The sequence below is a fragment of the Desulfitobacterium sp. genome (genome assembly GCF_982384815.1).
Genome location: NZ_CEVWNY010000026.1, coordinates 1 through 23,098, shown reverse-complemented (window position 1 = coordinate 23,098; position 23,098 = coordinate 1). Strand labels below are relative to the sequence as shown.

General features: G+C 42.3%; 23 protein-coding genes. 18 read left to right on the top strand and 5 right to left on the bottom strand.

What is annotated here, in order from left to right; translation table 11 throughout:
* The first annotated feature begins 60 nt into the window (after positions 1–60).
* The 3 genes from AC1U9U_RS06280 to AC1U9U_RS06270 all read left to right on the top strand — a co-directional run bounded on the left by AC1U9U_RS06280 (position 61) and on the right by AC1U9U_RS06270 (position 3,948).
* Complete coding sequence (locus AC1U9U_RS06280) at positions 61–1,098, top strand: nucleotide sugar dehydrogenase (protein ID WP_479959700.1); 1,038 nt, start codon at positions 61–63, stop codon at positions 1,096–1,098.
* A gap of 195 nt (positions 1,099–1,293) precedes the next feature.
* Positions 1,294–2,376: a GerMN domain-containing protein gene (locus tag AC1U9U_RS06275; RefSeq protein ID WP_479959699.1), complete on the top strand. Its 1,083-nt coding sequence runs from the start codon at positions 1,294–1,296 to the stop codon at positions 2,374–2,376.
* 450 nt (positions 2,377–2,826) lie between these two features.
* On the top strand, positions 2,827–3,948 hold the full coding sequence (locus tag AC1U9U_RS06270; RefSeq protein ID WP_479959698.1) for a TDT family transporter: 1,122 nt from the start codon (positions 2,827–2,829) through the stop codon (positions 3,946–3,948).
* Positions 3,949–4,069: 121 nt separating this feature from the next.
* Here the strand turns inward: AC1U9U_RS06270 and AC1U9U_RS06265 are convergent, their stop codons facing one another.
* Positions 4,070–5,440: a citrate/2-methylcitrate synthase gene (locus AC1U9U_RS06265; protein WP_479959697.1), complete on the bottom strand. Its 1,371-nt coding sequence runs from the start codon at positions 5,438–5,440 to the stop codon at positions 4,070–4,072.
* A gap of 380 nt (positions 5,441–5,820) precedes the next feature.
* Here AC1U9U_RS06265 and AC1U9U_RS06260 point away from each other — a divergent pair, with 380 nt between their 5' ends.
* From AC1U9U_RS06260 to AC1U9U_RS06210, 11 genes are all read left to right on the top strand, one after another.
* The gene (locus AC1U9U_RS06260; RefSeq protein WP_479959696.1) at positions 5,821–6,360 is read left to right on the top strand and encodes an RNA polymerase sigma factor; all 540 of its coding nucleotides are present in this window, start codon (positions 5,821–5,823) and stop codon (positions 6,358–6,360) included.
* Between the two features lie 3 nt (positions 6,361–6,363).
* Complete coding sequence (locus tag AC1U9U_RS06255; RefSeq protein ID WP_479959695.1) at positions 6,364–7,755, top strand: DUF4179 domain-containing protein; 1,392 nt, start codon at positions 6,364–6,366, stop codon at positions 7,753–7,755.
* Positions 7,756–7,773: 18 nt separating this feature from the next.
* Positions 7,774–7,932: a hypothetical protein gene (locus AC1U9U_RS06250; RefSeq protein ID WP_479959694.1), complete on the top strand. Its 159-nt coding sequence runs from the start codon at positions 7,774–7,776 to the stop codon at positions 7,930–7,932.
* 14 nt (positions 7,933–7,946) lie between these two features.
* Positions 7,947–9,122: a benzoate/H(+) symporter BenE family transporter gene (locus tag AC1U9U_RS06245; protein ID WP_479959693.1), complete on the top strand. Its 1,176-nt coding sequence runs from the start codon at positions 7,947–7,949 to the stop codon at positions 9,120–9,122.
* Between the two features lie 226 nt (positions 9,123–9,348).
* The gene (locus AC1U9U_RS06240; protein WP_479959692.1) at positions 9,349–9,738 is read left to right on the top strand and encodes a hypothetical protein; all 390 of its coding nucleotides are present in this window, start codon (positions 9,349–9,351) and stop codon (positions 9,736–9,738) included.
* A complete protein-coding gene (locus tag AC1U9U_RS06235; RefSeq protein WP_479959691.1) occupies positions 9,731–10,315 on the top strand; it encodes an accessory gene regulator ArgB-like protein in 585 nt (194 codons plus the stop codon). Before AC1U9U_RS06240 ends, AC1U9U_RS06235 begins: the two co-directional genes overlap by 8 nt.
* 1 nt (position 10,316) lies before the next feature.
* Positions 10,317–10,439 (top strand): cyclic lactone autoinducer peptide, encoded by a 123-nt coding sequence (locus AC1U9U_RS06230; RefSeq protein WP_479959690.1) that lies wholly within the window; start codon positions 10,317–10,319, stop codon positions 10,437–10,439.
* A gap of 335 nt (positions 10,440–10,774) precedes the next feature.
* Entirely contained in the window at positions 10,775–12,256 is a 1,482-nt protein-coding gene (locus tag AC1U9U_RS06225; RefSeq protein ID WP_479959689.1) for a two-component system sensor histidine kinase NtrB, read from the top strand.
* Positions 12,257–12,379: 123 nt separating this feature from the next.
* A complete protein-coding gene (gene nadA / locus AC1U9U_RS06220; RefSeq protein WP_479959688.1) occupies positions 12,380–13,465 on the top strand; it encodes a quinolinate synthase NadA in 1,086 nt (361 codons plus the stop codon).
* Positions 13,466–13,815: 350 nt separating this feature from the next.
* The gene (gene pylSc, locus AC1U9U_RS06215; RefSeq protein WP_479959687.1) at positions 13,816–14,655 is read left to right on the top strand and encodes a pyrrolysine--tRNA(Pyl) ligase large subunit; all 840 of its coding nucleotides are present in this window, start codon (positions 13,816–13,818) and stop codon (positions 14,653–14,655) included.
* A 573-nt stretch (positions 14,656–15,228) separates the two neighbouring features.
* Entirely contained in the window at positions 15,229–15,843 is a 615-nt protein-coding gene (locus AC1U9U_RS06210) for a nitroreductase family protein (protein WP_479959686.1), read from the top strand.
* A 117-nt stretch (positions 15,844–15,960) separates the two neighbouring features.
* Here AC1U9U_RS06210 and AC1U9U_RS06205 read toward each other — a convergent pair whose 3' ends face one another.
* The 3 genes from AC1U9U_RS06205 to AC1U9U_RS06195 form a co-directional block, all read right to left on the bottom strand.
* Positions 15,961–16,962 (bottom strand): HlyD family secretion protein, encoded by a 1,002-nt coding sequence (locus AC1U9U_RS06205; protein ID WP_479959685.1) that lies wholly within the window; start codon positions 16,960–16,962, stop codon positions 15,961–15,963.
* 61 nt (positions 16,963–17,023) lie between these two features.
* The gene (locus AC1U9U_RS06200; RefSeq protein WP_479959684.1) at positions 17,024–18,040 is read right to left on the bottom strand and encodes an ABC transporter permease; all 1,017 of its coding nucleotides are present in this window, start codon (positions 18,038–18,040) and stop codon (positions 17,024–17,026) included.
* Positions 18,030–18,815, bottom strand: a complete 786-nt coding sequence (locus AC1U9U_RS06195) for an ABC transporter ATP-binding protein (protein ID WP_479959683.1) — start codon at positions 18,813–18,815, stop codon at positions 18,030–18,032. The genes AC1U9U_RS06200 and AC1U9U_RS06195 overlap by 11 nt, the downstream gene beginning before the upstream one ends.
* A 188-nt stretch (positions 18,816–19,003) precedes the next feature.
* Between AC1U9U_RS06195 and AC1U9U_RS06190 the strand changes: the two genes are divergently transcribed.
* Positions 19,004–19,609, top strand: a complete 606-nt coding sequence (locus AC1U9U_RS06190) for a TetR/AcrR family transcriptional regulator (RefSeq protein WP_479959682.1) — start codon at positions 19,004–19,006, stop codon at positions 19,607–19,609.
* 9 nt (positions 19,610–19,618) lie between these two features.
* The gene (locus tag AC1U9U_RS06185) at positions 19,619–19,927 is read left to right on the top strand and encodes a GGDEF domain-containing protein (protein ID WP_479959681.1); all 309 of its coding nucleotides are present in this window, start codon (positions 19,619–19,621) and stop codon (positions 19,925–19,927) included.
* Positions 19,928–20,526: 599 nt separating this feature from the next.
* Here AC1U9U_RS06185 and AC1U9U_RS06180 read toward each other — a convergent pair.
* The gene (locus tag AC1U9U_RS06180) at positions 20,527–20,931 is read right to left on the bottom strand and encodes a PBECR3 domain-containing polyvalent protein (protein WP_479959680.1); all 405 of its coding nucleotides are present in this window, start codon (positions 20,929–20,931) and stop codon (positions 20,527–20,529) included.
* Positions 20,932–21,208: 277 nt separating this feature from the next.
* Between AC1U9U_RS06180 and AC1U9U_RS06175 the strand changes: the two genes are divergently transcribed.
* Positions 21,209–21,865, top strand: coding sequence for a hypothetical protein (locus AC1U9U_RS06175; RefSeq protein ID WP_479959679.1), 657 nt, complete (start codon positions 21,209–21,211; stop codon positions 21,863–21,865).
* Positions 21,866–22,044: 179 nt separating this feature from the next.
* Positions 22,045–22,767 carry a hypothetical protein gene (locus tag AC1U9U_RS06170; RefSeq protein ID WP_479959678.1) on the top strand — a complete coding sequence of 241 codons (723 nt, stop codon included), beginning with the start codon at positions 22,045–22,047 and terminating at the stop codon, positions 22,765–22,767.
* Positions 22,768–23,098 lie beyond the last annotated feature (331 nt).

The window sequence follows — 23,098 nt, the reverse complement described above, 5'->3', positions numbered from 1 at the left end:
AACTGAAAAGGTGCTCTGCCATAGCATATAGTGAAGAATTTGGGAAGGATGAAACAAATAATGAAAATTGCTGTGATCGGCTTAGGTAATATCGGATTCAATCTTTTCGCTTACCTTAACTCCAAGTTTCCCCAATCCCTGATCGGGTTAGATATTAATGCTGAACGGGTCAGCGAACTCCGTAACCAAGGTTATCGGGTCACCACCGACTATCGGGCCCTGACCGGCATCGATATTTGGCTGCTGGCCCCATCCACCGGTGAACATGGCGAAAATTTATTTGCGGCCCTCAAGGAAATGATTATCTGTCCAGGGGCTTTAATCTCCATAGAATCCACTTTGCCACCCGGAACTATGCAAAAGGTTCATGATTATCTTGAGAGCAGAGGGTTTGAATGTGGGAAGGATGTTTTCTTGATTCATGTCCCGCACCGGGTTATGTTCAGGGTGGATAAAACCGTTTTTGATACTCCCAGAGTAATGGGAGCTTTTACTGAGGCCTGCTTGGAAAAGGGGAAAATGTTCTATGATGCTTTGGTTCCCCGGCTTGTGGAAGTGCAGGATGTGCGGATCGCGGAGTTGTCGAAAGTCGTTGAAAATGTAAAGCGTTATGTGGATGTAGCTTTTGCCCAGGAAATGTACCGTTACTGTAGGTCACAGGGATTGGATTTTGATGAACTTAGGAAAGCGGTTAATAGTAAGCAAAATGTAGAACTGCTTAGTACTGATTGGGGGATTGGGGGGGAGTGCTTGCCCAAAGATATGAGATTTCTCCAAAAAGTCTGTAGTTCTTCTTTGCTGGAGGGGGCTCTCCAAGCTGATGAGGAATACCGGGAGCAAATAAGCAGGCAAGTAGGTAGTGGGAAGAGGGTTTTAGTTAAAGGAATAAGTTATAAAACCGGGGTTAAAGATTTCAAGCATAGTCGGGGGGTAGATTTGGTCAGAGCTTTAGAAGCTGCCGGAAATACGGTCTGGGTAGAGGACCCTCTGTTTAGCCCTGAGGAATTGCGAAAAGCAGACTTTCAAGCCATGGACCGCAATGATCAAACCTTAAATCCGGATTGGGTTATATTAAACAGAGAGAAGCCCTTAAGTTAGCAAAGTTTACTATTTTTGTTAAGCACCTGACTCATCGTCAGAGATTGCAAGTTAATTACGTCTATTAAGTAAAGCACTGGTAGATACCGGTGCTTTTACATGATTTATAGTCAAAGGGATCTCTCCTGGGTATAATAGGGTTAGAAGCAGCTCTTAAGGTCTAATTCTCGCGGCATAAATCAAGGAGGAATTACAATGAAAAAGAATAAACTAGTAGTAGTGGGGATAATCAGTTTGCTATTTTCGCTAATTATGTTAGGGGGGTGCACAACTCAGAAAAATCCCCCCAAAGGCACAGACAAAGAACAAGAACAAAACAACGTCCAACCGGCTGAAGAGGATAAATTCGCGGACTACCTTGCTTACCAGGAAAACACCAAGTACGTATACGAAGGACAGGGGAATGAATATGCGTCCTTTACCACCTATGTGGATTACCTTACGGGTGACCGGGTGCAGCTCAGGACCAACAATGGGGGAACAGAGACTGTTAGAGTCCTGGGGCTTAACAACGGACAGCTCATCCAGCTTCTTGGTCAAGGGGAGACCTATTACCGTGAGGATCTCACGCAAAGTCCCAAGCTAAACAGCAATGGAGAGGTCCTGCTTAAAGAGCCCCTAACCAAAGGAACAACCTGGACCTTAGCGGATAATCGTAAACGCACCATCACTAATGTGGGGGTAGAGTTAACGACACCTGCCGGAACTTATAAGACTATCGAGGTAACCACCGAAGGAAAGGACGCCACGGTGACGGATTATTATGCACCTAAAGTGGGGCTGGTCAAAACTGTCTTTAAAGGCACTGATGGCTACGAAGTGACTTCGACTTTAAGTAAACTGGAAAAAGACACTCCCTTAGTTCAAAATGTAAAAGTCTATTATCCTAACATTAACGATAGCAAAATTCATACAGCCAATATTCAATTCTCTTTTAAGACTAACGATATCACAAAACAGGTCTTCGAGGGGGAGTTAAAAAAACAAGCTGCCGATCATGGGAAACTTATCGGCGACAATGTAAAGATTAATAGTCTTTATCTTAATCAAGATGGCCGGGTCTATGTGGACTTTACCAAAAACCTTGTCACTGAAATGAACGCCGGTTCCGGGTATGAAGCGATGATTCTGCAGAGTATCGTTAATACCTTGGGTGATTATTATGGGGTAAAGGAAGTATATCTGACCCTTGATGGACAGCCTTATGCATCGGGGCATATTGAAATGAAAAAGGGAGAATTTTTTAAAGTAGACAAAAACAACGTAGTAGAGGGATAGCCATACGACTATTTGATTCACAGACGAAATTATTTATCACTGAACTAATCCGCCCTAAGACCCCCGCCTCTATAGGCCGAAAGTATCCAGTGGATGCTTTCGCCGAGTCGCAAACTTAATAAACGTCTTATGCGGCGAGGATTCGGGTGACAGAGGGCGGTTAAGTCCAGTATGGACTCGACTAACCTTCAGTGGGGGTTGAATCCCCCTCTGAAGGAAGTTTCGTTCAACCGAAGCTGATGCTTTGGATTTTTTTTGCCAAGTCGGAAAGGATAACTTTCATGGTAAAATGGTATTTAGCGGAATATCCGCTCCTCGGTGTCATCCTGAAGGAAGAATGACTGAAGGATCTTTTCTTTCAAGAAAAGGGATTTGATACTAGAAGTCGAATTATAAGTAGTTATGTCAATAGATAATAATGAAACGTTGTTTTGAAGGGAGAAACAGATGGTGCAGGAATATCACCCCATTAAGTACTTTGTGCCGGCTTGGTTTGCCATGATTATGGGAACAGGAGGGTTGGCAAATATCTTATACTCTTGGCAGGACTCCTTTGCTTTGGCAAAGGTTCTGGGAATTTCCATGGCTGCTTTAGCAGATACTCTTTACTTCATTGTGTTGGTCCCTTGGGTTTTGCGCTGGGTTAAATATTTTCCCTATGCTCACCGTGATCTTAAGCATCCTTTGACAGGGAACTTTTTTGTCACGATGCCGGTAGGTACGATCATCTTAGGGACTAATATCTACTTGATTTGGAGCCATTATTTGAGTGAGGCTTTGACTTATGGAGTTATTTTTTTTATCTGGGCTTTTGCGGTGTTGGGTGTAACCTTTTTTACCTTCTACACTACTTTTCGGTTTATGAGTGAGGAAGAAACCCCTAAGCCGGAGATGATTAACTTCTCCTGGATTATGGCCCCGATTGCCAACATGGCTATCTCATTAATCGGCAATCCGGTCCTGGAGATGACCATAAGAATTAATCCCTCTTGGAGCAGAACGGTGCTGGTTGCCAATACGGCTTTATTTGGGATTGGTTTTTTCCTCTTTATCTTTATTAGCGGGATTGTTTTTGTACGATTGGCCAATCATCCCCTTCCTCCGGCGGCGACAATTCCTTCTTTCGGAATATTTTTAAGTGCGGTGGGTCTGGCAGCCAGTGCCGTAATTGATTCCTCAAAACATGCCCACGCTATGGGACTCTTGGCTTCTGCAGATCTGGCTAACTTATCGGCAGTAGTGCTTTGGGGGTTTGGCATCTGGATCTTGGGAATTATTATGATGATTAGCCTTCATCAAATCCGCCGTGGCGGGATTCCTTTTAGCATGGCTTGGTGGGCTTATATCTTCCCCTTGGCCGCCTATACAATTTCCAGCCAAAAGATTTCCGCTGTATTTAGGACTCCTCTTGCTTCAGGTTATACGGTCTTTTTAACAGTTTTACTGGTTTTATTGTGGATATTTACCTTTAGCAATACCGTACGTGGTGCTCTCAACGGGAAACTCTTTACAGGTACGCCTATTCAGCAAGTCTCTACGGATGAGTTTAATCGGAAAAGGGTATGCAGCTAAATCAAATAAAAACGGAGACCGTAAGAGCAAACGGTCTCCGTTTTTGTTGACTAGAGGCATCACTGATAGGTTCCGAAGTTTTTTTTATTTTTTGTCTCGCATACTATCCAATCACTTCCAGCTATTTCCGCTCACTCAAGGGGATATACTTTTGACGAGGGACAACGCTTTTATAAGCAGGGCGGATGATTTTGCCGCCATTGACTAATTCTTCGATTCGATGGGCACTCCACCCGGCGATGCGGGAGAGGGCAAAAATCGGTGTAAACATCTCTAAGGGGAGATTGAGCATTTTATAAACAAAACCGGAGTAGAAGTCAACATTGGCACTGACCCCTTTATAGATCTTGGTGTGCTGAGCAATGATCTTAGGTGCCAGTTCTTCTACTTTTGCATAGAGTTTAAATTCGTTGTCTAAGCCCTTTTCTGTAGCGAGCTGGGAAGCGTAATGCTTGAGGATTACACATCGCGGGTCGGAGATGGAATAGACTGCATGACCGATACCGTAGATCAGTCCGGAGCGGTCAAAGGCCTCTTTCTTAAGGATCTGGTTCAAATAATTGCCAAGCTCTTCTTCGTCTTCCCAATCGGAGACTTTCTCTTTAATATCCTGGAACATTTGGATGACTTTATGGTTTGCTCCGCCATGTTTCGGTCCTTTGAGGGAACCTAAGGCTGCAGCAATGGCTGAATAGGTATCGGTACCGGTAGAAGTAACCACATGGGTAACAAAAGATGAGTTATTTCCGCCGCCATGTTCGGCATGAAGGACGAGAGCCAGGTCAAGAAGCTTAGCCTCTAACTCTGTAAATTTATGGTTGGGTCGAAGCATATAAAGAATGTTTTCAGCTAAGCTCAATTCCGGTTGGGGACTATGAATGACCAAGCTTTTATTCCCATGGTAATGAGAATAGGCTTGATAGCTATAAACGGCAAGGGCGGGAAAAGCTGCAATCAAGCGAATGCATTGCTTGAGGACGTTGCGAATGGAGGTATCATCAGGGTTATCATCATAGCAATAAAGACCTAGGACGCTGCGGGCCATTGCGTTCATAATATCTCTGCCGGGTACATCGAGAATCATGTCCCGAGCAAACTTATCCGGAAGTTTTTGATAGATATCTAAGAGATTTTGAAAATCCACTAACTCTTGTTGATTCGGAAGCTTGCCAAAGAGAAGAAGATAGGCAGTCTCTTCGAAGCCAAACCGATCATCTTCCATAAAGCCCCGGGCGAGATCCGTAATATCATAACCGCGATAAATCAAACGCCCCGGAACCGGAACCATTTCACCTTCATCAATAATATAAGAGTGAACTTCCCCGATCTCAGTTAATCCAACCAGCACCCCTCGGCCATCCAAATCACGGAGCCCGCGTTTAACTTCGTACTTGCTATATAGCTCAGGGTTAATGGGGCCTTTTTTCAAGGTGATTTTACTTAGGTCATCCAGTATGTTGTCTTCGAATTCTTTTTGGTCAAAATTTTCCATAGCATAACTCCTCTACTATATATTTTTTATATATTTCTCTCTGCCTTAATAAAGGTAGAGTAAGTTGTAGGCCTCAGTGAGACAACTTAAGATATATTATGAGTTGTCAGTAGGGATTCTGTCAAGTTTTTTTCGTTCGTGCTTAACCCCTGCTTATTATTATATATGAAATAACACCTAAAAATAAGAATTTGCCGGGAGCACAGAATGTATACACAATTATTTACAGATACAAAGGGTTTTGGTATGGAAAGACGCTTTAAATTTTTTTAGGCGGGAACCTTTTCCTGCTCATAATCATCTATCAGGTGTCTGGACAAATAAGCAAGATCGAGGTGATAAGAGATTTGGAAAGGGTGGGAAACGGGGGAGTACCCTTTATGTTTACGAAAACCATCTTTAATCACAGCATAACAGCAACGGCAAGTGAGGAAAAAGAGCGATTTTGTATCTACATAAACGATTACAAATTAAATATGTTTCGATTGGCCAAGAGTATCGTTCGTAATGATGCAGATGCCGAAGATGTAACCGGTGAAGCGATTCTCAAGGCCTATAGGAATTTGAATGATCTTCGCTCCTTTGCCAGTTTCAAGCCCTGGATTATGAAGATTGTGATCAATGAAGCCTATTCCTTAGCTAATAAGCGCAAAAAAGTCATGTATTTGGAAGAGGTCGAGGTTCCTGAAGAGAGCATTGAGAGCATTGAGAGCATGATGAGTGAATCTGAAGAGCTGTGGACCGCTGTGAAAAAACTTGATGAGGAGTTTCGTACCATTACCGTACTTTTTTACTATGAAGATATGAGCATTAAGGACATCAGTAAAACCTTAAGCTTGCCCACAGGCACGGTGAAATCGCGTTTGGCCAGGGCAAGACAAAAATTAAAAGTGTTGTTAATAAATGAAGGGGGCATGTAATAAATGGAACATCGTGACTTTGACCAATTCATAAAAAACAAAGCAAAAGGTGAACCGATTAACGTCCCCGGAGGATTTTCGGAAAGGATGGATTCTTTAATGGCTGATTTACCCGAAAAAACGCAGGGAGTAAGAAGATTACCCAAGAAGATTTTTCTTGTGGTAGCGGGTTTTATCGTATTTGCTTCGATGTCGGTGGTTGCTTCCCCTTTCGTAGGTGAGATGAGCAGCGGTGTGATCAGCTATTTTAATGCTCCGCGGGATTTCAAATATCTCTCCCAGCAAGCGGTCTATGAGCAGTATAACAGCCAAATGGGGGTTTCTGCCAGTGACCGGGGGATTAAGGTAACGGTGGATAATCTGGCGGTCGATGATAATTATATCAATGTTTTTTATACAGTTGAGAGTGAAGAACCTATCCGGCTCGTGGGCGATGAAGAGACCTTAGAGCAGTGGCGTATCAATTGGACCGCCCCCCATTTCTGGTTTAAAGAGAATGGGCGTTATATTGAACCTCCGGCCCAGAATGAAATCGATGCTTATCTGGAAGATCCTTATACTCTGAAAGGTATGCAACGTTTTGCTGTGGCGGGGATTTTAGAGGATACTGTGAATCTTGAGATCTATGCTGAAGAGATTTTTGGTAAACAAGGGCGATGGTATATTCCTCTAAGTGTGGATAAAAGCAGTGTTGCCGTGGAAAGTTTAACGGTTACCCCCAAGATGAAGGCTAAGGTGACTACAGGCTGGAATGGGAAATATAAGCATGATATTACCATCGAAAAGGTATCCATCTCTCCCTTTGGCAATCAGATTGTGCTCAGTGAAAGAGCGGCAAATACCTTTTCACAGTTTACCCTTCGGGATGAGCAGGGCAAGTATCTAACGGTCATTCCTACGGCTACCTATGGAGGCAACTTCTTCATGAAGGTCACCAACAACTTTGAATTTATCGGGGGCAGAACGGATATGAAGGAGCTGACTCTTATTCCCATAGTTACGGGAAGCGATGATGATGGCTTACCTGCACCGAAGCTGCTGACTGCGGAAATCGGCAGTTATCCGATTGCGATGCCGGAGAGTGAACTGGGTGGCTTTGTGATGGAAGGGCTGGAGTTTACCCCGGAAAAAGCGGTGGCTACTTTCCATCAAGAGGGGGCGGTAGGGGTTAGTTATCCTGATTTGATCCTGCTGGATGAAAACGGTGAGAGTTTGGATTTTGCAGCGTTTCATGATGACAGCTATGACCGGGAAACCGGAAAAATCACCATTACCCTTACCTTTAAGGACGTCGGCGGCGAAGAGATTGCCGCTAAGGCAAAAAAGGTTGGATATTATGCCCGACCGATGAAGCTTAACGAGGATGAAGCGGTTACGATTAAACTTGCCAAATAGAAAAAGAATGGCCGGACTATGGGTCCGGCCATTCTCTGTACTCAGGGTGTAGATGCTTATGGAAAACTCGGAGGATTATTCTTGAGCATTCGTTCAATATGGGGCTATAATAGGTTCTATCAGGCTTTAGTAATCGGGGAACTATCTGAAGCGGACAGTATCGGGGTGATGCAGTAATTATGGGGACAAGCATGAGCAGAATCAATAAAGCCGGTTTAAGGGACTTAAACCTTCGGAACTTCGCGGCGGGCATCGTATCGGCATTGCTGGCACTGACCGGTCCGCCGGCCATCATATTGCAGGCTGCGGCCAACGGCAATTTTACAACTTCGCAGACGATTATGTGGATGTTTTCTTGTTATGTATTCGGGGGTATTTTTAGTATAGTTATCCCTTGGTACTATAAGATGCCCATCGTTGGGGCCCATTCCATCACCGGGGTGGCTTTTTTGGCCACGGTAACGGCTCAGTTTAGCTATTCGGAACTAATCGGTGCTTACATTGTCTCTGCTTTGATCATGCTGGCCATCGGCATATTAGGGGTTTTCTCCAAACTTCTGGAATATGTGCCGAAAGAGATTATTTCCGTAATGTTGGCGGGCATGATTACCGGCTATATGGTCAGGTTTATCAATTCAATAACTGAGCTCCCCCTGATTGGCGGGGGCTCCTTATTAGCATTTCTGGTCTTCAGTAAATGGAAAACCAAGATTCCGCCGATGGTGGCAGGGGTGGCGACCGCGACGATAATGTTATTCTTTACACATCCCCTACAAGGAGTAACTTTTGGTACGGAAATGGTTATGCCGGCATTTCAATTGCCTCAGTTTAACCCTGTTAGTTTTTTATCCGTATCCATGCCCTTAGCTTTATTGATCTTAAGCAATGATGCCGCTGTTGGCTTAGGTGCTTTGGAGCAAAACGACTACCGTCCTCCCATCAACAAAATTATTTCTTTGAGCGGAATCTTTTCGCTGTTGACCGGTTTTTTTGGCGGCCAATCCGCCAATGTAGCCGGGATGATGTCGGCCATTTGTGCTGATGAAGAGGCTGGGCCAAGGGAGAAGCGTTATATGGGAGCAGTAGTATCCGGAGTAATTATCTTGCTCTTCGGGCTCTTTGCTTGGAAGCTGGTTCCCCTTATTCAGATTTTGCCAAAACCTTTTATCTCCATCCTTGTGGGCTTGGCCTTGCTCGGAGTTTTTAGCAATAGTTTAACCACAGGTTTTTCTAATCCCAAGATGAAATTAAGTGCGGCACTGACTTTCCTGATTGCCTTCTCTAATATTACCGTATTTAATATCAGTGCTCCTGTTTGGTCCTTGCTCATCGGAACCTTAGCGGCTCGGTTCATCGAGTCTCGGTAAAAAATTTAAATAATAAGTGGAGTTTAAGTTAATTTTTACAATTTTTTTATATTTACCTGGTGAATTGAAGGACTTTTGGAAATTGTGTAGAAAATTATAAAATAGCTTTTTTAAAACTATTTTTTAACTGTTCTTATAGAATTGAATCGGGTCGAAGTAGGTGAGTTGCATAGATATTCCAATTCTTGTGCTATTGCTCCAGGGGATTCCGGAGCAGATTGGGTTAGTGGCTTTAGCATATGCAATTGCGAAAATTACTTTTAAATGGAAAGAAATTATTTGTATGGGGACTCTTTTGGCCCTAATTGCCTTTATTATTAGATCCTTAAATTTGCCTTTTGGAACGCATACTCTTGCAATTATTTTTGTCTTGTTTCTTTTTTTAATGAAAAACGGAAAAGAAATAAGCGTAGCTTTAATTGTCCCGCTCCTTTGTTTTGTGGTTCTTAGCATTTTTGAACTTGTTTCCCTTACATCTCTAATGGTTATTTTTAAAACAACCCAGGAAAGTGTATTTGCTGATCCGGTAAAAAGAATACTTTTTACAGAACCGCAAGTTATCTTGCTTTATATTACTGCATTTATTATTAGGCGAAAGAGGGAAAAACATGATTAGCCTTAATGATATGAGTAATAACCTGACAAGGATAATCACGAGAGATTTAGACTTTGATGAAGAAAAGAAAGAAATCGTTACCTATGCAATTGAGACTTTATTACTTTCGATTTTAGGAATTCTCCTTTTGATTATGTTTGCTTCGATTATGGGGGGGGTAAAGGGAGCACTAGTTGCTGCTGCTTTTGGCGTTGTACTACGCAAATTTTCGGGTGGGGCTCACTTTAGTACCCCTAGTAAATGTCTAGTCTTCGGGGCAGTCGTCTATAGTGCTCTTGGGGTAGTGGCTCAGAGAGTTGTGGATTCTCACTTGGTTAATGACTATATTTTTTGGGCATTTTTGGTCGTTGCTTTGATTATAGTTAGTATTTACGCCCCGGTAGATAGCGAAAGCAAGCCGATCCATTCCACCTCACTAAAAAAGAAACTGAAGGGTTTATCCATTGCCTTTGTTCTCATAGCGTTAATCATTAGCGTCGTCTCTTCTAATATATTGTTAAATTTCAGCATGTGTCTGGGGATTCTCTATCAATCTCTAACCTTGCTGCCTTTATTTAATAGTAGGGGAGGTGGATAAAGTGAGAAAAACTATCTTCACAGCTCTCGCCGCATCATTGATGGTCTTAGCCAGTGCTACATCCGTATTCGCATGTGGTATTTGGGCCTATCAGCCAAAGACACCGAAATCCTTGCAGAAATAATTTTAGTATTGCCTTAAGAAGCTGGGTTTTATCCCAGCTTCTTAAGGTCGGAGGCTAATATGGGAAGAGTGCTTTCAAACCGGTCAATCATCCAATCAACCTTGTTTAATATTTTAATAAGCGTATTTATTCTTTCCTTGATTTTAATTTCTTTATTCGTTAAGAGTTTTTGGGAAAAGGAGGCCCTCAACCTTGAATATAATCTATTAAATAACGCATTTATACTGAAGGAAAAAATTGAAAACCAGGATGCTTTTTGGAATTTTGAAGGAAATGTTCCTTTATCTGAGGAATTTATAATACAGAAGCTTTATCGCGAAATAACGCCCATACTCGTGGATAGTAGTACAAATAAGGCTGCTTATTATGATCTTAGATATAACTTGCTCGTTTCCGTAGATGGTAGAATAGATTTTAAATTAGACAAAATCCTTACTAATCTGACTAGCAAACAAGAAATACAAAAGGTTCATTTTGATAATATGAGCCTGGTTAGTGTGCCGGTTTACCAGGGAGAAGCTGTAATCGGATATTTGTGGGCTTATGGTTCAAACCCTGAATTTAATCCGGTAAATTTCTCGGGTGTTAATTTGTTTTTTATCCTCATACTTACTTTATTATGTATTATTATTATCATCATTCAAAAGCATATGAAAAATATTCAGCTTCAATTGGAGGATTTTTCGGAGTCTATAGTACATCCAGAATCTGCGCCTACATTGAATGTTTACAAGCTTCCGGAGCTAGCGCCGGTTTTTGATAAAATCAAAGCTTATACCCAGGAATTAAGCAGCATCAACGAAGAATTAACAGCCTCTCAGCAAAGAATTGACCAAATTATGGAGGGGATTTCCGACGGTTTATTTGCAGTTGATAGGGAATTGAAGCTACTATTTTATAACGATGTAGCGAGGGAACATTTTAATATAACCAATGGAGAGTTAACTACAAAGCTTATTGATATTATTCCGAACTTAGCCGATACAAAGGCCTATCGATTCTTGACTGTGGCCTTAAATAATCCTGACCCGGTTTATTTCGAGGGTGAAGGGCTAATAGATAAAGAAAGAATCTTTAATTATAGTGTTTTTCCTTTTAAAAACGGGATAACAGTGTTTTTTAGGGATATTACCGAACAAAGAAAGCAGCAACAAGAAATGGCTCGGTTAGAACAGCTTAATCTAGTAGCTCAAATGGCTGCGGGAATTAGCCATGAGATTAGAAATCCCCTCACTACAGTTAAAGGATTCCTCCAATTACGGGGAAGCAAAACGCTGAATGCCGAGGAACAGGAGTATAATGAATTAATGATCTCAGAAATTGATCGGGCTAATACGATCATTTCGGAATTCTTATCCTTAGCGAGAAATAATAATAGTCAAGTAAAAAAACAAGATATTAATCATATTATCTATAAGATTTTTCCTATGGTGCAGGCTGACGCCGTGACCAGAGGCAAGGACCTTATTTTGAATTTAAATCCCATTTCCAGCTTGCAGCTTAATGAGAATGAAATTCGCCAACTACTCTTAAACCTTACCCGCAATGCTCTGGAGGTTACCCCCCAGGGAGGGTGTGTAATTATTCGTACATATGAAGAAAAGGACAAGGTGGTTTTGGCGGTCCAAGATCAGGGGTGTGGGATTCCTGAGGAGATCCAAAATAAAATAGGAACGCCGTTCTTTACGACTAAAGAAAGCGGTACAGGGTTAGGAATTGCCATTTCTATGGGAATCGCCCGTCGCCATAATGCGGAGCTTGTTTTTGAGACAGGGGAACAGGGGACGACTTTTAAAGTGATTTTTTATGGGGTTTAAGTAGTATTTTATAAATTATTTGACAATTTTATAGGCATTTGGTTACACTATATTGTACACTTCTTTCGGTGATAAATCTTGGTGAAAGCAATCAAGTAAAGACATAAATGGAGGAAATGAGATATGCACAATACCCAACTACCTCTACTGGACAAATATCTTGCGCTAAGTGAAGAGGAGCTGGATCAACGGATTCGTAAGGTTAAGGAAGAGCTGGGCTCCAGACTGCTCATCTTAGGACATCATTATCAACGGGATGAGGTTATCCGTTATGCCGATTTTCGGGGAGATTCCTTGCGGCTTTCCCAATTAGCGGCTGAAGCCAAAGAGGCGGAGTACATAGTATTTTGTGGAGTTCATTTCATGGCGGAGACAGCGGATATCTTAAGTTCACCTGACCAAAAGGTTATTCTTCCGGATTTGGAAGCCGGTTGTCCCATGGCGGATATGGCTCAAATTGAAGATGTGGAAAGATGCTGGGAACAGATCACTTCTCAATATCAGGAGGAGTTTGTGCCGGTAACCTATGTTAATTCTACAGCTGAGGTCAAGGCTTTTTGCGGAGGCCATGGGGGGTTAACCTGTACCTCTTCCAATGCCAAAAAAATACTCAATAGGCTTTTTAGCGAAGGCAAACATATTCTGTTTATGCCGGATGAGCACTTAGGCCGCAACACGGCCATAGATTTAGGTATTAATGAAAAAGAGATCTTCCTATGGAATCGCGAGGATTGGGATCTTGAGTTGCCGGAAGTTGCCCCCAAGCTTATTCTTTGGGATGGATTTTGTGGAGTTCACCAAAGATTTACCCCTGCCCATGTGGATTATGTCCGGAGCAAGTATCCGGGGATTAAAGTGATTGTTCATCCCGAGTGCAGCCATGCCGTGGTCGAAAAGGCTGACCTCAACGGTTCAACAGATTTTATTATCCGGCAGGTTACAGGTGCCCCCGCCGGCAGCTCTTGGGCAGTCGGGACGGAGATTAATCTGGTTAGTAGATTAGCTAAAGAAAACCCGGATAAGAATGTGATTTGTTTGAACGAAAACGTCTGTCTCTGTGTAATGATGAACCGCATTAGTCAACCCCATCTTCTCTGGGCTCTGGAAAACCTCCAGCAAGGCAATGTGGTTAATCAAATCACTGTAAAACCGGAGATAGCCAAGGAGGCTATCGTGGCTCTGGATCGAATGCTGGAAATGAGTAAGTAATAGGTCGTACTGATAAAAACATGGAGTAAAGGCACTCGGAAAGATTTGCACTTTAGGTGCACTGGTCTTTTTGAGCGTCTTTTTATTTTGCCTTCTTTGCCTTCAGCTTTTCCTTAGATTTTTGTATCGCCGACAATGGTTCATGGTTAAAATTGGATATCTGGCAAGGTGATTCAAAGAACGGGTACCAAAATTTTCATTAATGGTTGAATATAACTCGTATTAATGTAAAATTAGTATTATATGGGGGGTAGATCGAATAGATCACACGGACTCTAAATTCGTGCAGGCGGGTGAAACTCCCGTACTCCCCGCCAAACGTACTTCTATGTGTCAGGAGGGTACATTTTGTGAGTATCTCTTGGACAACGGTTCAGTTACAACGTTTAAAGGAACTTAACGCATCACCAGAATACTTGGAAATGCATTTTGATGATGTTCCAAGCCGCAATCGTGCTTTTCAGAATATCGACCATCAATTAGTTACTCGTGGAAAACAACAACTGGAAAAGCTGCGTGAAGTAACGCGCCGTCCTGGGCTGCTTGAGCTTGAGGACCGGTTGGCGAATGCATTATGTGGGCAAGGATTTGTTCAGGTTGTTACACCAACGATTATTTCGAAATCTTCATTAGCAAAAATGACAATTTCTGACGACCATCCATTATTTGCTCAAGTTTTTTGGTTAGATGATAAGCGGTGCTTGCGACCTATGCTAGCTCCTAATCTTTACACTCTGTGGAGAGATCTTAATCGCCTTTGGGATAAACCTATCCGTATATTTGAAATCGGAACCTGCTATCGAAAAGAATCTCAAGGGGCACAACATCTTAATGAATTTACAATGCTTAACATAACTGAACTGGGTACACCCCTCGAAGAGCGCTATCAACGTTTGGAGGACATGGCTCAATTGGTGATGGAGGCAGCAGGAATTAAGGATTATGAACTTCTCACCGAATCCTCTGTGGTTTATGGAGATACAGTGGATGTTATGAAAGGTGAAGTAGAACTTGGATCTGGGGCCATGGGGCCACATTTTTTGGATGAGAAGTGGGGAATATTCGATCCTTGGGTAGGAATAGGCTTCGGATTAGAGCGACTGCTTATGATTCGTGAAGGAACAAATAATGTTCAGTGTATGGCTAGGAGCCTAACTTATCTGGATGGAGTTCGGTTAAATATTAAGTAAAATGCTTTTTATCACTGAAAAAAGTCTCGTTCAATAGCCGGACTAGAGCTGTTTTTAGGAGAAATTCGCGAACCTGAGCTGAAAGGCTTGGGTTTTTTTGGCTTATAAGAAAGTATAAGTCTGCGGGCGCATAAGGGCAACCAGCGGCCTCGCCTTCGCTAAAGCTCGGCGATGCCGGGTTTTCTTTAGCATTTAGATACCCTGGATCATCGAAATACTTGGTTTGCACGGGACATTTTTGACACAGGCACAGCGTGATAGGGATATTCGTGATATTTTGACAATTGTTTTACTTCATGGAGCTATCCCTCTATAATGTATCATTTGCCTATGCACATCCTGCCAAGGCAAGAGGAGCAAGCATCGGCGAAGGTTCCCTACCGGGGCTTAAGCCTCAGGGAGATGCCATATATGAAGCTTTGGGATATCCTAATCAATAGGGTATATTTGCGGGGGCGTATCATTTTAATGCAAGCAAGGAATGTCTTGGAATATATTGTTGGGATCAGAATGTTCTGATAATATATAGCTAAATATTAAAGGAAAAGGCTTATACCTGAGAGGAGTTATTAAATGGATGTAAAAACTGCTATGTTGGCAAGGCATAGTATCCGCAAATTTAGGCCGGATCCTGTGCCGGAGGAGCTGCTAAGAGAATTGCTGGAGGCTGCTCGTTTGGCACCCTCGGGAACTAATCAGCAGCCTTGGCGTTTTATCGTGGTTAAAAATCAGGAGGTTAAAGAAAAGATCCAAGGAGCAGCTTTTAATAAGAAGTTTCTCAGTGAGGCTCCTGTACTTTTGGTGTGCTGTGCCGATCTTTCAACCTATGCTACCAATACCCGCAAGAGGCTTCAGGAATTAGTGGATGCGGGAGTGTTTAACGAAGAAGAGGTTGCCGATTACCCCAATGCGGATAAACCTATGGATGCTGAGACTTTGAAAGGGTATAAGCCCCATGCCATGCTGAATGTAGCCATTGCCATCGAGCATATTGCCCTGCGTGCCGTGTCGCTGGGCTTAGGTACCTGCTGGGTACAATTAATGAAGGCCAGAGAGATCAGCAGGATTTTGGATTTGCCGGAAAACCTCATTGTGACGGCGCTGATGCCGGTAGGCTTTCCGGATCAAAGCCCCGGTATGCGGCCTCGGCTCAAGCTTGAGGAGATTATCTATAAGGTAATAGAATAGAGAACAAAGAACAGCATGGATATAGGGACCCGCTTGGTTATGGGCAAGTGCTAAAGTCGAGGAGGAATATGGATCTGTTGTCTTGAGCCGCAAAAGAAGGGGAATCTGTAATTGAACTTATTCAGGAATGACGATCTCCGCTTTTTCTCCGATTTTCAGAGGAGTTTCAGGAGCCAGGGTCACCTTGATCTTCATGCTTTCTTTATTTTTGTTGGCTAAGGTCTGCATATCTTTGGGGGTATATTGGGCTTTAACATCGATAAAGCTTATGGTGCCTTTGTATTCTTTCTCCCCGCTGCAGATGAGGATTTCCTGGCCGTGGCTTATTTTGGGCAAATACTCCTTGGGTACGTAAGCCACCAGATGCTTTTCGGTTTCCGAAGCGATATCCATGAGATTATATCCGGGGGAGACCAGATTGCCAAGGAGATAATTTTTGCTGATAACCGTTCCGTCATGAAGCGCGGTAATGGTGTATTTGGCTAAATTGCCCTTAGTCTGGCGGATTTGAACTTCCGTTAAAGCCAGATCGGCTTGAGCTGCCTCTATTTTCTCCTGGGGCGTACCTTTTTGGAGCAAGGCTAATTGCTGGCGGACATTATCCAGCTGGATGGCCGCCGTGGTTACCGCTGCTTCGGCTAGATCGGCCTGGTATTTGATCTTATCCAGTTCGGACTGGGCCATAGCTCCGGCTTTCAGCAGAGCCTGAGCATTTTCATAATCCGTTTTGATCCGTTCCCGGGTCAGTTGGGCATTTTCAGAGGCTATTTCCGCTAAAGCTACATTATTGGCAGCCTGCTTCAGGGCCTCAGGGTCCGCTCCGGCGGTTAATTCGGCTAAAACGGCCTGTTTTCTGGCCAGAGTTTTCTCCAGCTGTTCCAGAGCATACCGCTCATTGCTGTCATCCAGCACCGCTAGGACATCACCGGCTTTAACCACCTGTCCGAGCTCAACAGGCTGTTGGGTGATTTTTCCGGCTACCTCGCTATAATGGGCATAGATGCTTGTCTCGACAATGCCTGTCAACACCGGGCCGGATGAAGAACAGCCAACCATGGTTGACATGATTCCCATCAGGCCGATGAACAGGAGTCCAAAGCATATAGGTCTCTTTTGCATACCCTAATTTCCTCCTCAGTTCTACTGAATTTCGCTACATTATCTATCCGGGTATTCCGGTTCAAATTCGGCGGTATTTCTTTAAAAGCAGGGTATTCAAAGTCATAAACAGCACAGAGCAGACCAGGATAATACCCAAATCCCCGATGATGGCTGTCAAGCCTCTTCCCCTGATCATCACTTCGGTCAGGGCATGGGCTATATAATACAACGGCATCATATAACCAACGACTTCCATGCCCGCAGGCAGGTCAAACAAACCGGAAAAGAAAATCTGCGGGACGATCACCAGGGGGATAAATTGAATCATCTGAAACTCATTATTGGCCAGGGTGGAAGCCAGGATCCCTAAAGTAAGGGCGATCATGGCCGTCAGCAAGGTAATCAGCAGAATCAGGGCAAAGGAGCCAATCATCATCACCTTGAGCACATAAACACAGTACCAGGAAATCAGGAAAGACTGCAGAACGGTAAAGAGACCGAATCCCAGCACATAGCCCACCACGATCTCCCAACGCCGGACAGGAGTGGAAAGCATTTTCTCTAGGGTCCCGGAGGTTCTCTCCTGTAAAAAGGAAATTCCCGATACTAAAAAGACAAAAAAGAAAATAATAAAACCGATTAAGGTTGCCCCGAAATTATCAAAGGTTGGCAGATCTTCCTGACCATAGACATAATTGACCTCGGATTTAAGATCCGGTCTGGAAAAGATAACGGCGTTCTTAGCCTGTTCCAAAGCGGTCAGAGCGACTTTGGCCTTGGTCGGATTGCTGCCGTCGATTTCGATAGAGGATTTTCCGCCGTTAATGCGGATAGTGGCAATGACTTCGCCCTGCTCCAGAGCCAGGCGGGCTTCACTCTCACTATAGCGCCGACCCCTGACATTTTGTTCCTCAAGCTTATCCTCAAAGCCCGCCGGCGCATTAACTACGGCCACCTTCACTACGGGAACCGTATCGGCCAGAATAAAATACACCAGAGTGAGGAGAAAAATGGGGGCCACCAGCATCAAAGCCAGAGTACGCCGGTCATGCCGCAATTGATTTAAAATGCGGAAGGTTAAAGCTCTAACTCTCATCCTGCTGTCCTCCATAATAAATGAAAGCTTCTTCGATACTGTTTACCCCGATCTTTTCCTGCAGTTCCCGGGCAGTGCCTTTGGCAATCAAACGGCCATCCCTCATCATCGCCAGGTTATGACATTTGTCCGCTTCATCCATAACATGGGTTGTGACCAGGATGGTAACCCCCTGCAGGGCTAATTTATTGAGTTCTGCCCAGATATTTTTTCTCAACAGGGGGTCAATCCCCACGGTGGGTTCGTCCAGAACCAGCACCGGCGGTTTGTGCATAACAGCCATAGCCAAGGAAAGCCGCCGTTTCATCCCGCCGGAAAAAGCCTGAACCGGTTTATGGAGATGCTCCGTAAGATTGACCAGCTCCATGACTTCGGTCGTCCTTTTTTTGACTTCTACTTTGCTCATGCCGTAAATTGCTCCAAAAAACCGGAGATTTTCCTCCGCAGTCAATGAACCATAGAGAGCATCCGATTGGGCCATATAACCTATCTGATTCATTAAGCTGAGCCGGGGCATGGCCTGACCCAGGACATAAGCTTCACCTGAAGTGGCTTCCAGTATTCCTGCGATTATTTTCACTATCGTTGTCTTGCCGCAGCCGGAAGGGCCAAGCAGGCCATAAATATGGCCATAGGGAATTTCCATGTTAATATCTTTGAGGACTTGCTTTTTGCCAAAGAATTTATTCACATGATGTAAAAGGATGCAATGAGGATTTTCCAGGCAGGGAGAATTTTTCTTGCCGTTTTTTTGTTTCGTTAATACTTTCAGCATCTCTGTCCCCCTTGAACTCTAATCTGGTTTATCACTGAACAGTGAGTTGATTATTTTCCTGATTTGATTATAATCAAACCGTAATCAGCCTGCAATCGACAAAACAAGGACTTATGACGGTTAATAAACACTAGGCCCTAATTTGTTGATTTATGTTGGGGAAATTTTAAGTAAAGGGGAATCATCCTATGAACTTGACTGAAGACCGGCGCATAATCCGGACCAAAGGGGTAATTCGTGAGGCTCTGGTGGCGTTGATCGAAGAAAAGGGATTTGACGCTTTAGCGGTCAAAGATATTACAACAAGGGCCAAAATTAACCGGGGCACTTTTTATCTCCATTATAAGGACAAATTTGATTTGCTGGATCAGACTCTGGAAGAAGTAATCCGGGATATTGAAAATATTTTATTGGAAATTGCAGCCCTTTCTCCTGCGGATTTACTCGATAGGCGAATGCCCATGGCTATAATCGCCGGATTGTTTGAATATTTCAATGCCAATGCTTCTTTAATGCAGGCAATCTTAGCAACAAAAGGCAATTATGCTCTACAGAATCAAATAAAAAAAATAATGTGGAGCAATATCTTCGAAAAGAATTACGCCGCATTAGTCAAAAAAGAGAAGCTCTTGGTACCCGGTGAGTATCTGGTTTCTTACATAGCTGCCGCTCATTTCGGAGTTGTCCAGGAATGGCTGGACAGGGGGCGCCGGGAAACCCCGGAGGAAATGGCTGAGATTCTTCTGAACATAACCTTTCGCGGCCCGTTCTTTGCGGCAGGAATCTTTTCCTAAGATTAGGCATTGATTGCCTTTGCTAAGCAATGCCAAAAAGATATCCGTGCCCATGATATCTTTGGACGTTTGGGGGGAGATGAATTCGCTGTTATCTTGCCGGATACGCATTTGAGGGATGCCCTTCTTATCGCTGAACGAATCAGGGAAGGCATTAAAACAATACGTATTGAAACACAGGGACAAAGGGAAATCAGGGTAAATGTCAGCATCGGTGTAGCCACTTCTCAGGGCCTGAATGAATCGGAACTTGAGTTGGAGCAGTTATTGGCTCTGGCAGATAAAGATATGTACAAGCAAAAAAAACCATCGGATTAAATTCAGTTAAGCGCTAAAAAGGATTGGGTTACGATTAGAATCAAGTAAACAAAGGAGATTAGATGAAAAAGTTATTTCTTATACCACTCCCAGCAAGATGTTTCAATAAATATTTGGAGTCAAAATGTTTGGGTTTAATAATAGCGATGTTACTTTCCTATTTTATAACAAGAAAACCTAAAATTATTGAAAATATTTTTGCTATTCCAATGTCTATAATTCTCTTGCTGCTTACTTTTCTAGAGTGGTTGAGACGCTTCGGGACTCCTCGAAACGGTACCCGAAATTTTTCGTTCAAGCTATTTAATACTGCTCGGTTGTCGTTTAGAAGTTACCTGGAGTAGAGTTGGTTTTGCACTAGTTTTTGTGGAAATGAGAAAAGACCCCCTTTGAGGAGGTCCTACTTAGTGAAGGTTATTTGGTGGGGTGGCGTATCCCACATCTCTTTCCAAACCACAAGGGCGTGACAGATGCCTGTTCTGTCCTCAAATAACCTTCATATATATGCTTATGTTTAATTATCTATATTATACACATTATCATTGTTGATAGTCAATAATTTACTGTTTTTTAATAACTAAATAATTGCTAAATAATTGCTATAGTACCTTTTTTGCTGTTCCGGATTCAATATAAATTTCTAATTTAGATTGAGTAATTGGGAAGATCGATTTAACCCAAAGGTTGCCATGTTGACACACTCTTACGGCAACCAAAATAATTTCATCTACCATTTTAATAAACTCAATACTATCCCCGTTCGGATGCAAAGTTACATAATCTGGAGAGTTTACTATTTCAGGAGCCATTTCAATATGCTTTTTATATTCATCATAAGAAGCAAACTTGTGTTTATGTTTTTCAGTATACCTTATTTTATCTTGACCTATTATTATTTTGGTATTTTCTTGCATATTTAGCTTTAATAATTCGATTACTTTTTTATCGAGGTTACCTATATGATATGAGTTTTTATTTATGTTTTCAAGACCAAGTTTCTCCACAAGATTTACCTGCCTCTTTTTATTTCACTACTACAATTAGACAGAAAAGAGGTAAATCCTGTATGTTCAGAGAAGTTATTTGCATAATTTTTCATCGAAGTATGGAAAACTTCGCTAACAGTGAATTTGCGTAACTTTGCATAGATGCATGTAAAAAGACGCTACGCAAATTCACGAAACGTTAAATGAAATTGGTCGCAAAGGCCGCGCCGTCCTGGCGCGGAAAAGTTAGGTTTTGGGTTATTGTTAATATATGACAAGGAGAAATTGAAGTGCGATGGCTATACCAAAAAGGTTACTTATTGATATTGAGGGAAAGAACAGTGCAATCGGGTATTTTTTTATACCGGAAAACGGTGAAAAAGTTGAAGTTTTGCTTGCAGGAAAGGAAATAATTCCAGTACCTGAAAATGAACGAGCTTATAAGATTTATAAACTGCTAGAAAAAACCTGTGATTTGATTTTTTGTACAGACCAAATGCTAAGTGATTTTTTATTTTATCCTGTTCCGAGGTTCTCAATTTTTGCTGTTGACAGTAAGGGTAATTGCTTTGGAACAATTGGCGGGCTTGGTAATATTGTGGATGATAATTACCCGGTCGGGTATGTGAATCTCAAGGGAATGTATGGCAGAATAACAGATAGCTTTAAAGAATTTTTGAAACTTGTTATTTTTTATCCATATTGGCAAGAAGTTATTAGGTGTGAGCAAATGGGGGAGTCCTATGATTTGAAATCTCCCGAAATAGAAAAAGTTGAGAAACAGTATTTGGCACAACGGCGTGAGATTGAAGAAATACTTAATATTTCTAAGAACCCAAAATCTATAGAATTACTTATTTCAAATATTAAAAACAAACAGGAATTTATAGTTTATAGTTCAAAAGACGAAGCTCTAAAAATGAATACATTTTTGGATTACCCTTTTGATTAAATGAGAGGTAATGCCAATATATAAAAAAATAGGCTAGATGGCTTCGTAAGAATTTAAGGAATCGCCGTCCATGGCGACTTCTGAATTTGGGGGCGACCAACTTCACTTAACAGAGTGTTCCAGACACTCGGAGGATTATGAATGTGGTTGGGACGCTGCGGGACTCCTCGAAACGTTAGGTGAAACAGGCTGATTATGCTGCAAAAGGACGGAGATTTAGCATGATGAAATTATTTAAGTTGCTAATAGCCATAATTTCAGTATCATTGCTCGTAAATGGATGTGCGAAAGATACAGACCAAACATTGAATTTGGAGTTTAAGCAAATCGATATTAAATCTGAAATTACCATAATATCCGAACAAGCTATTGGCGAAATAACAAGTGAGCTGTTAGCAGATGGTGCTTCAGCATTTCTTTATAAACCAAAAACAAATCAAGAAGGGTTTAATGGGGGCATAAAAATCAAGGATAGATATTATGATGTGGGTCAGATCACTGTTTATCAAACAGGAAATAAAATTGAAGTAAAGGATCTGTTTGGGAAGAAGGTAATTAAGTTTAGTGGTTCCTTGGGAGTAAATTATAATCAAGCTATTTATATTCTGATTGAAGATCTTAAGCCAAGTGTATTACTTCAAGTCGATGGACATGAATTAGAAAAGGACATTGATATGGATAACGAACAAGAAGTGGTCACAACGTGGGGGACTTTAGCAAACACGAAGATATATAAGAATATAGGAAATATTATTATGGTCTCAGATGTAAACGAATCTGTTAATGCACAAGTCGTAGTATACAGAAACGACTCTAACGTATTTGAAATTTATCAAAAGCCGAATGAGCCAAGGTATTATGCACTTTCAAATCAAATTCTTACGGAAGTACAAAAGCCTTGAGATGCCTACTTCACCTAACAGAGGAGTCCCGCTACTTGAGGATGATGAATGTGGTTGGGACGCTGCGGGACTCCTCGAAACGTTATATGACATTTCCTGCAGGACCGCCCGCCGTCCATGGCGGGATTTAGATGAGAGTAATCGAGAACCTTATTTTGTATCTTTAGGATATTATAAATCTAAGCTATATTAGGGGCTGCTGAATAACAGCAAGCCCCGCATAAATACTGGGTTTAAGACCATTTTTTCGGTATAATAGTACATGGAAATAGGAGTTTTCCCTTCAAAAACCTTGCACTTGGAGCGTGTTTTCATGTACAAAAGTACCGAA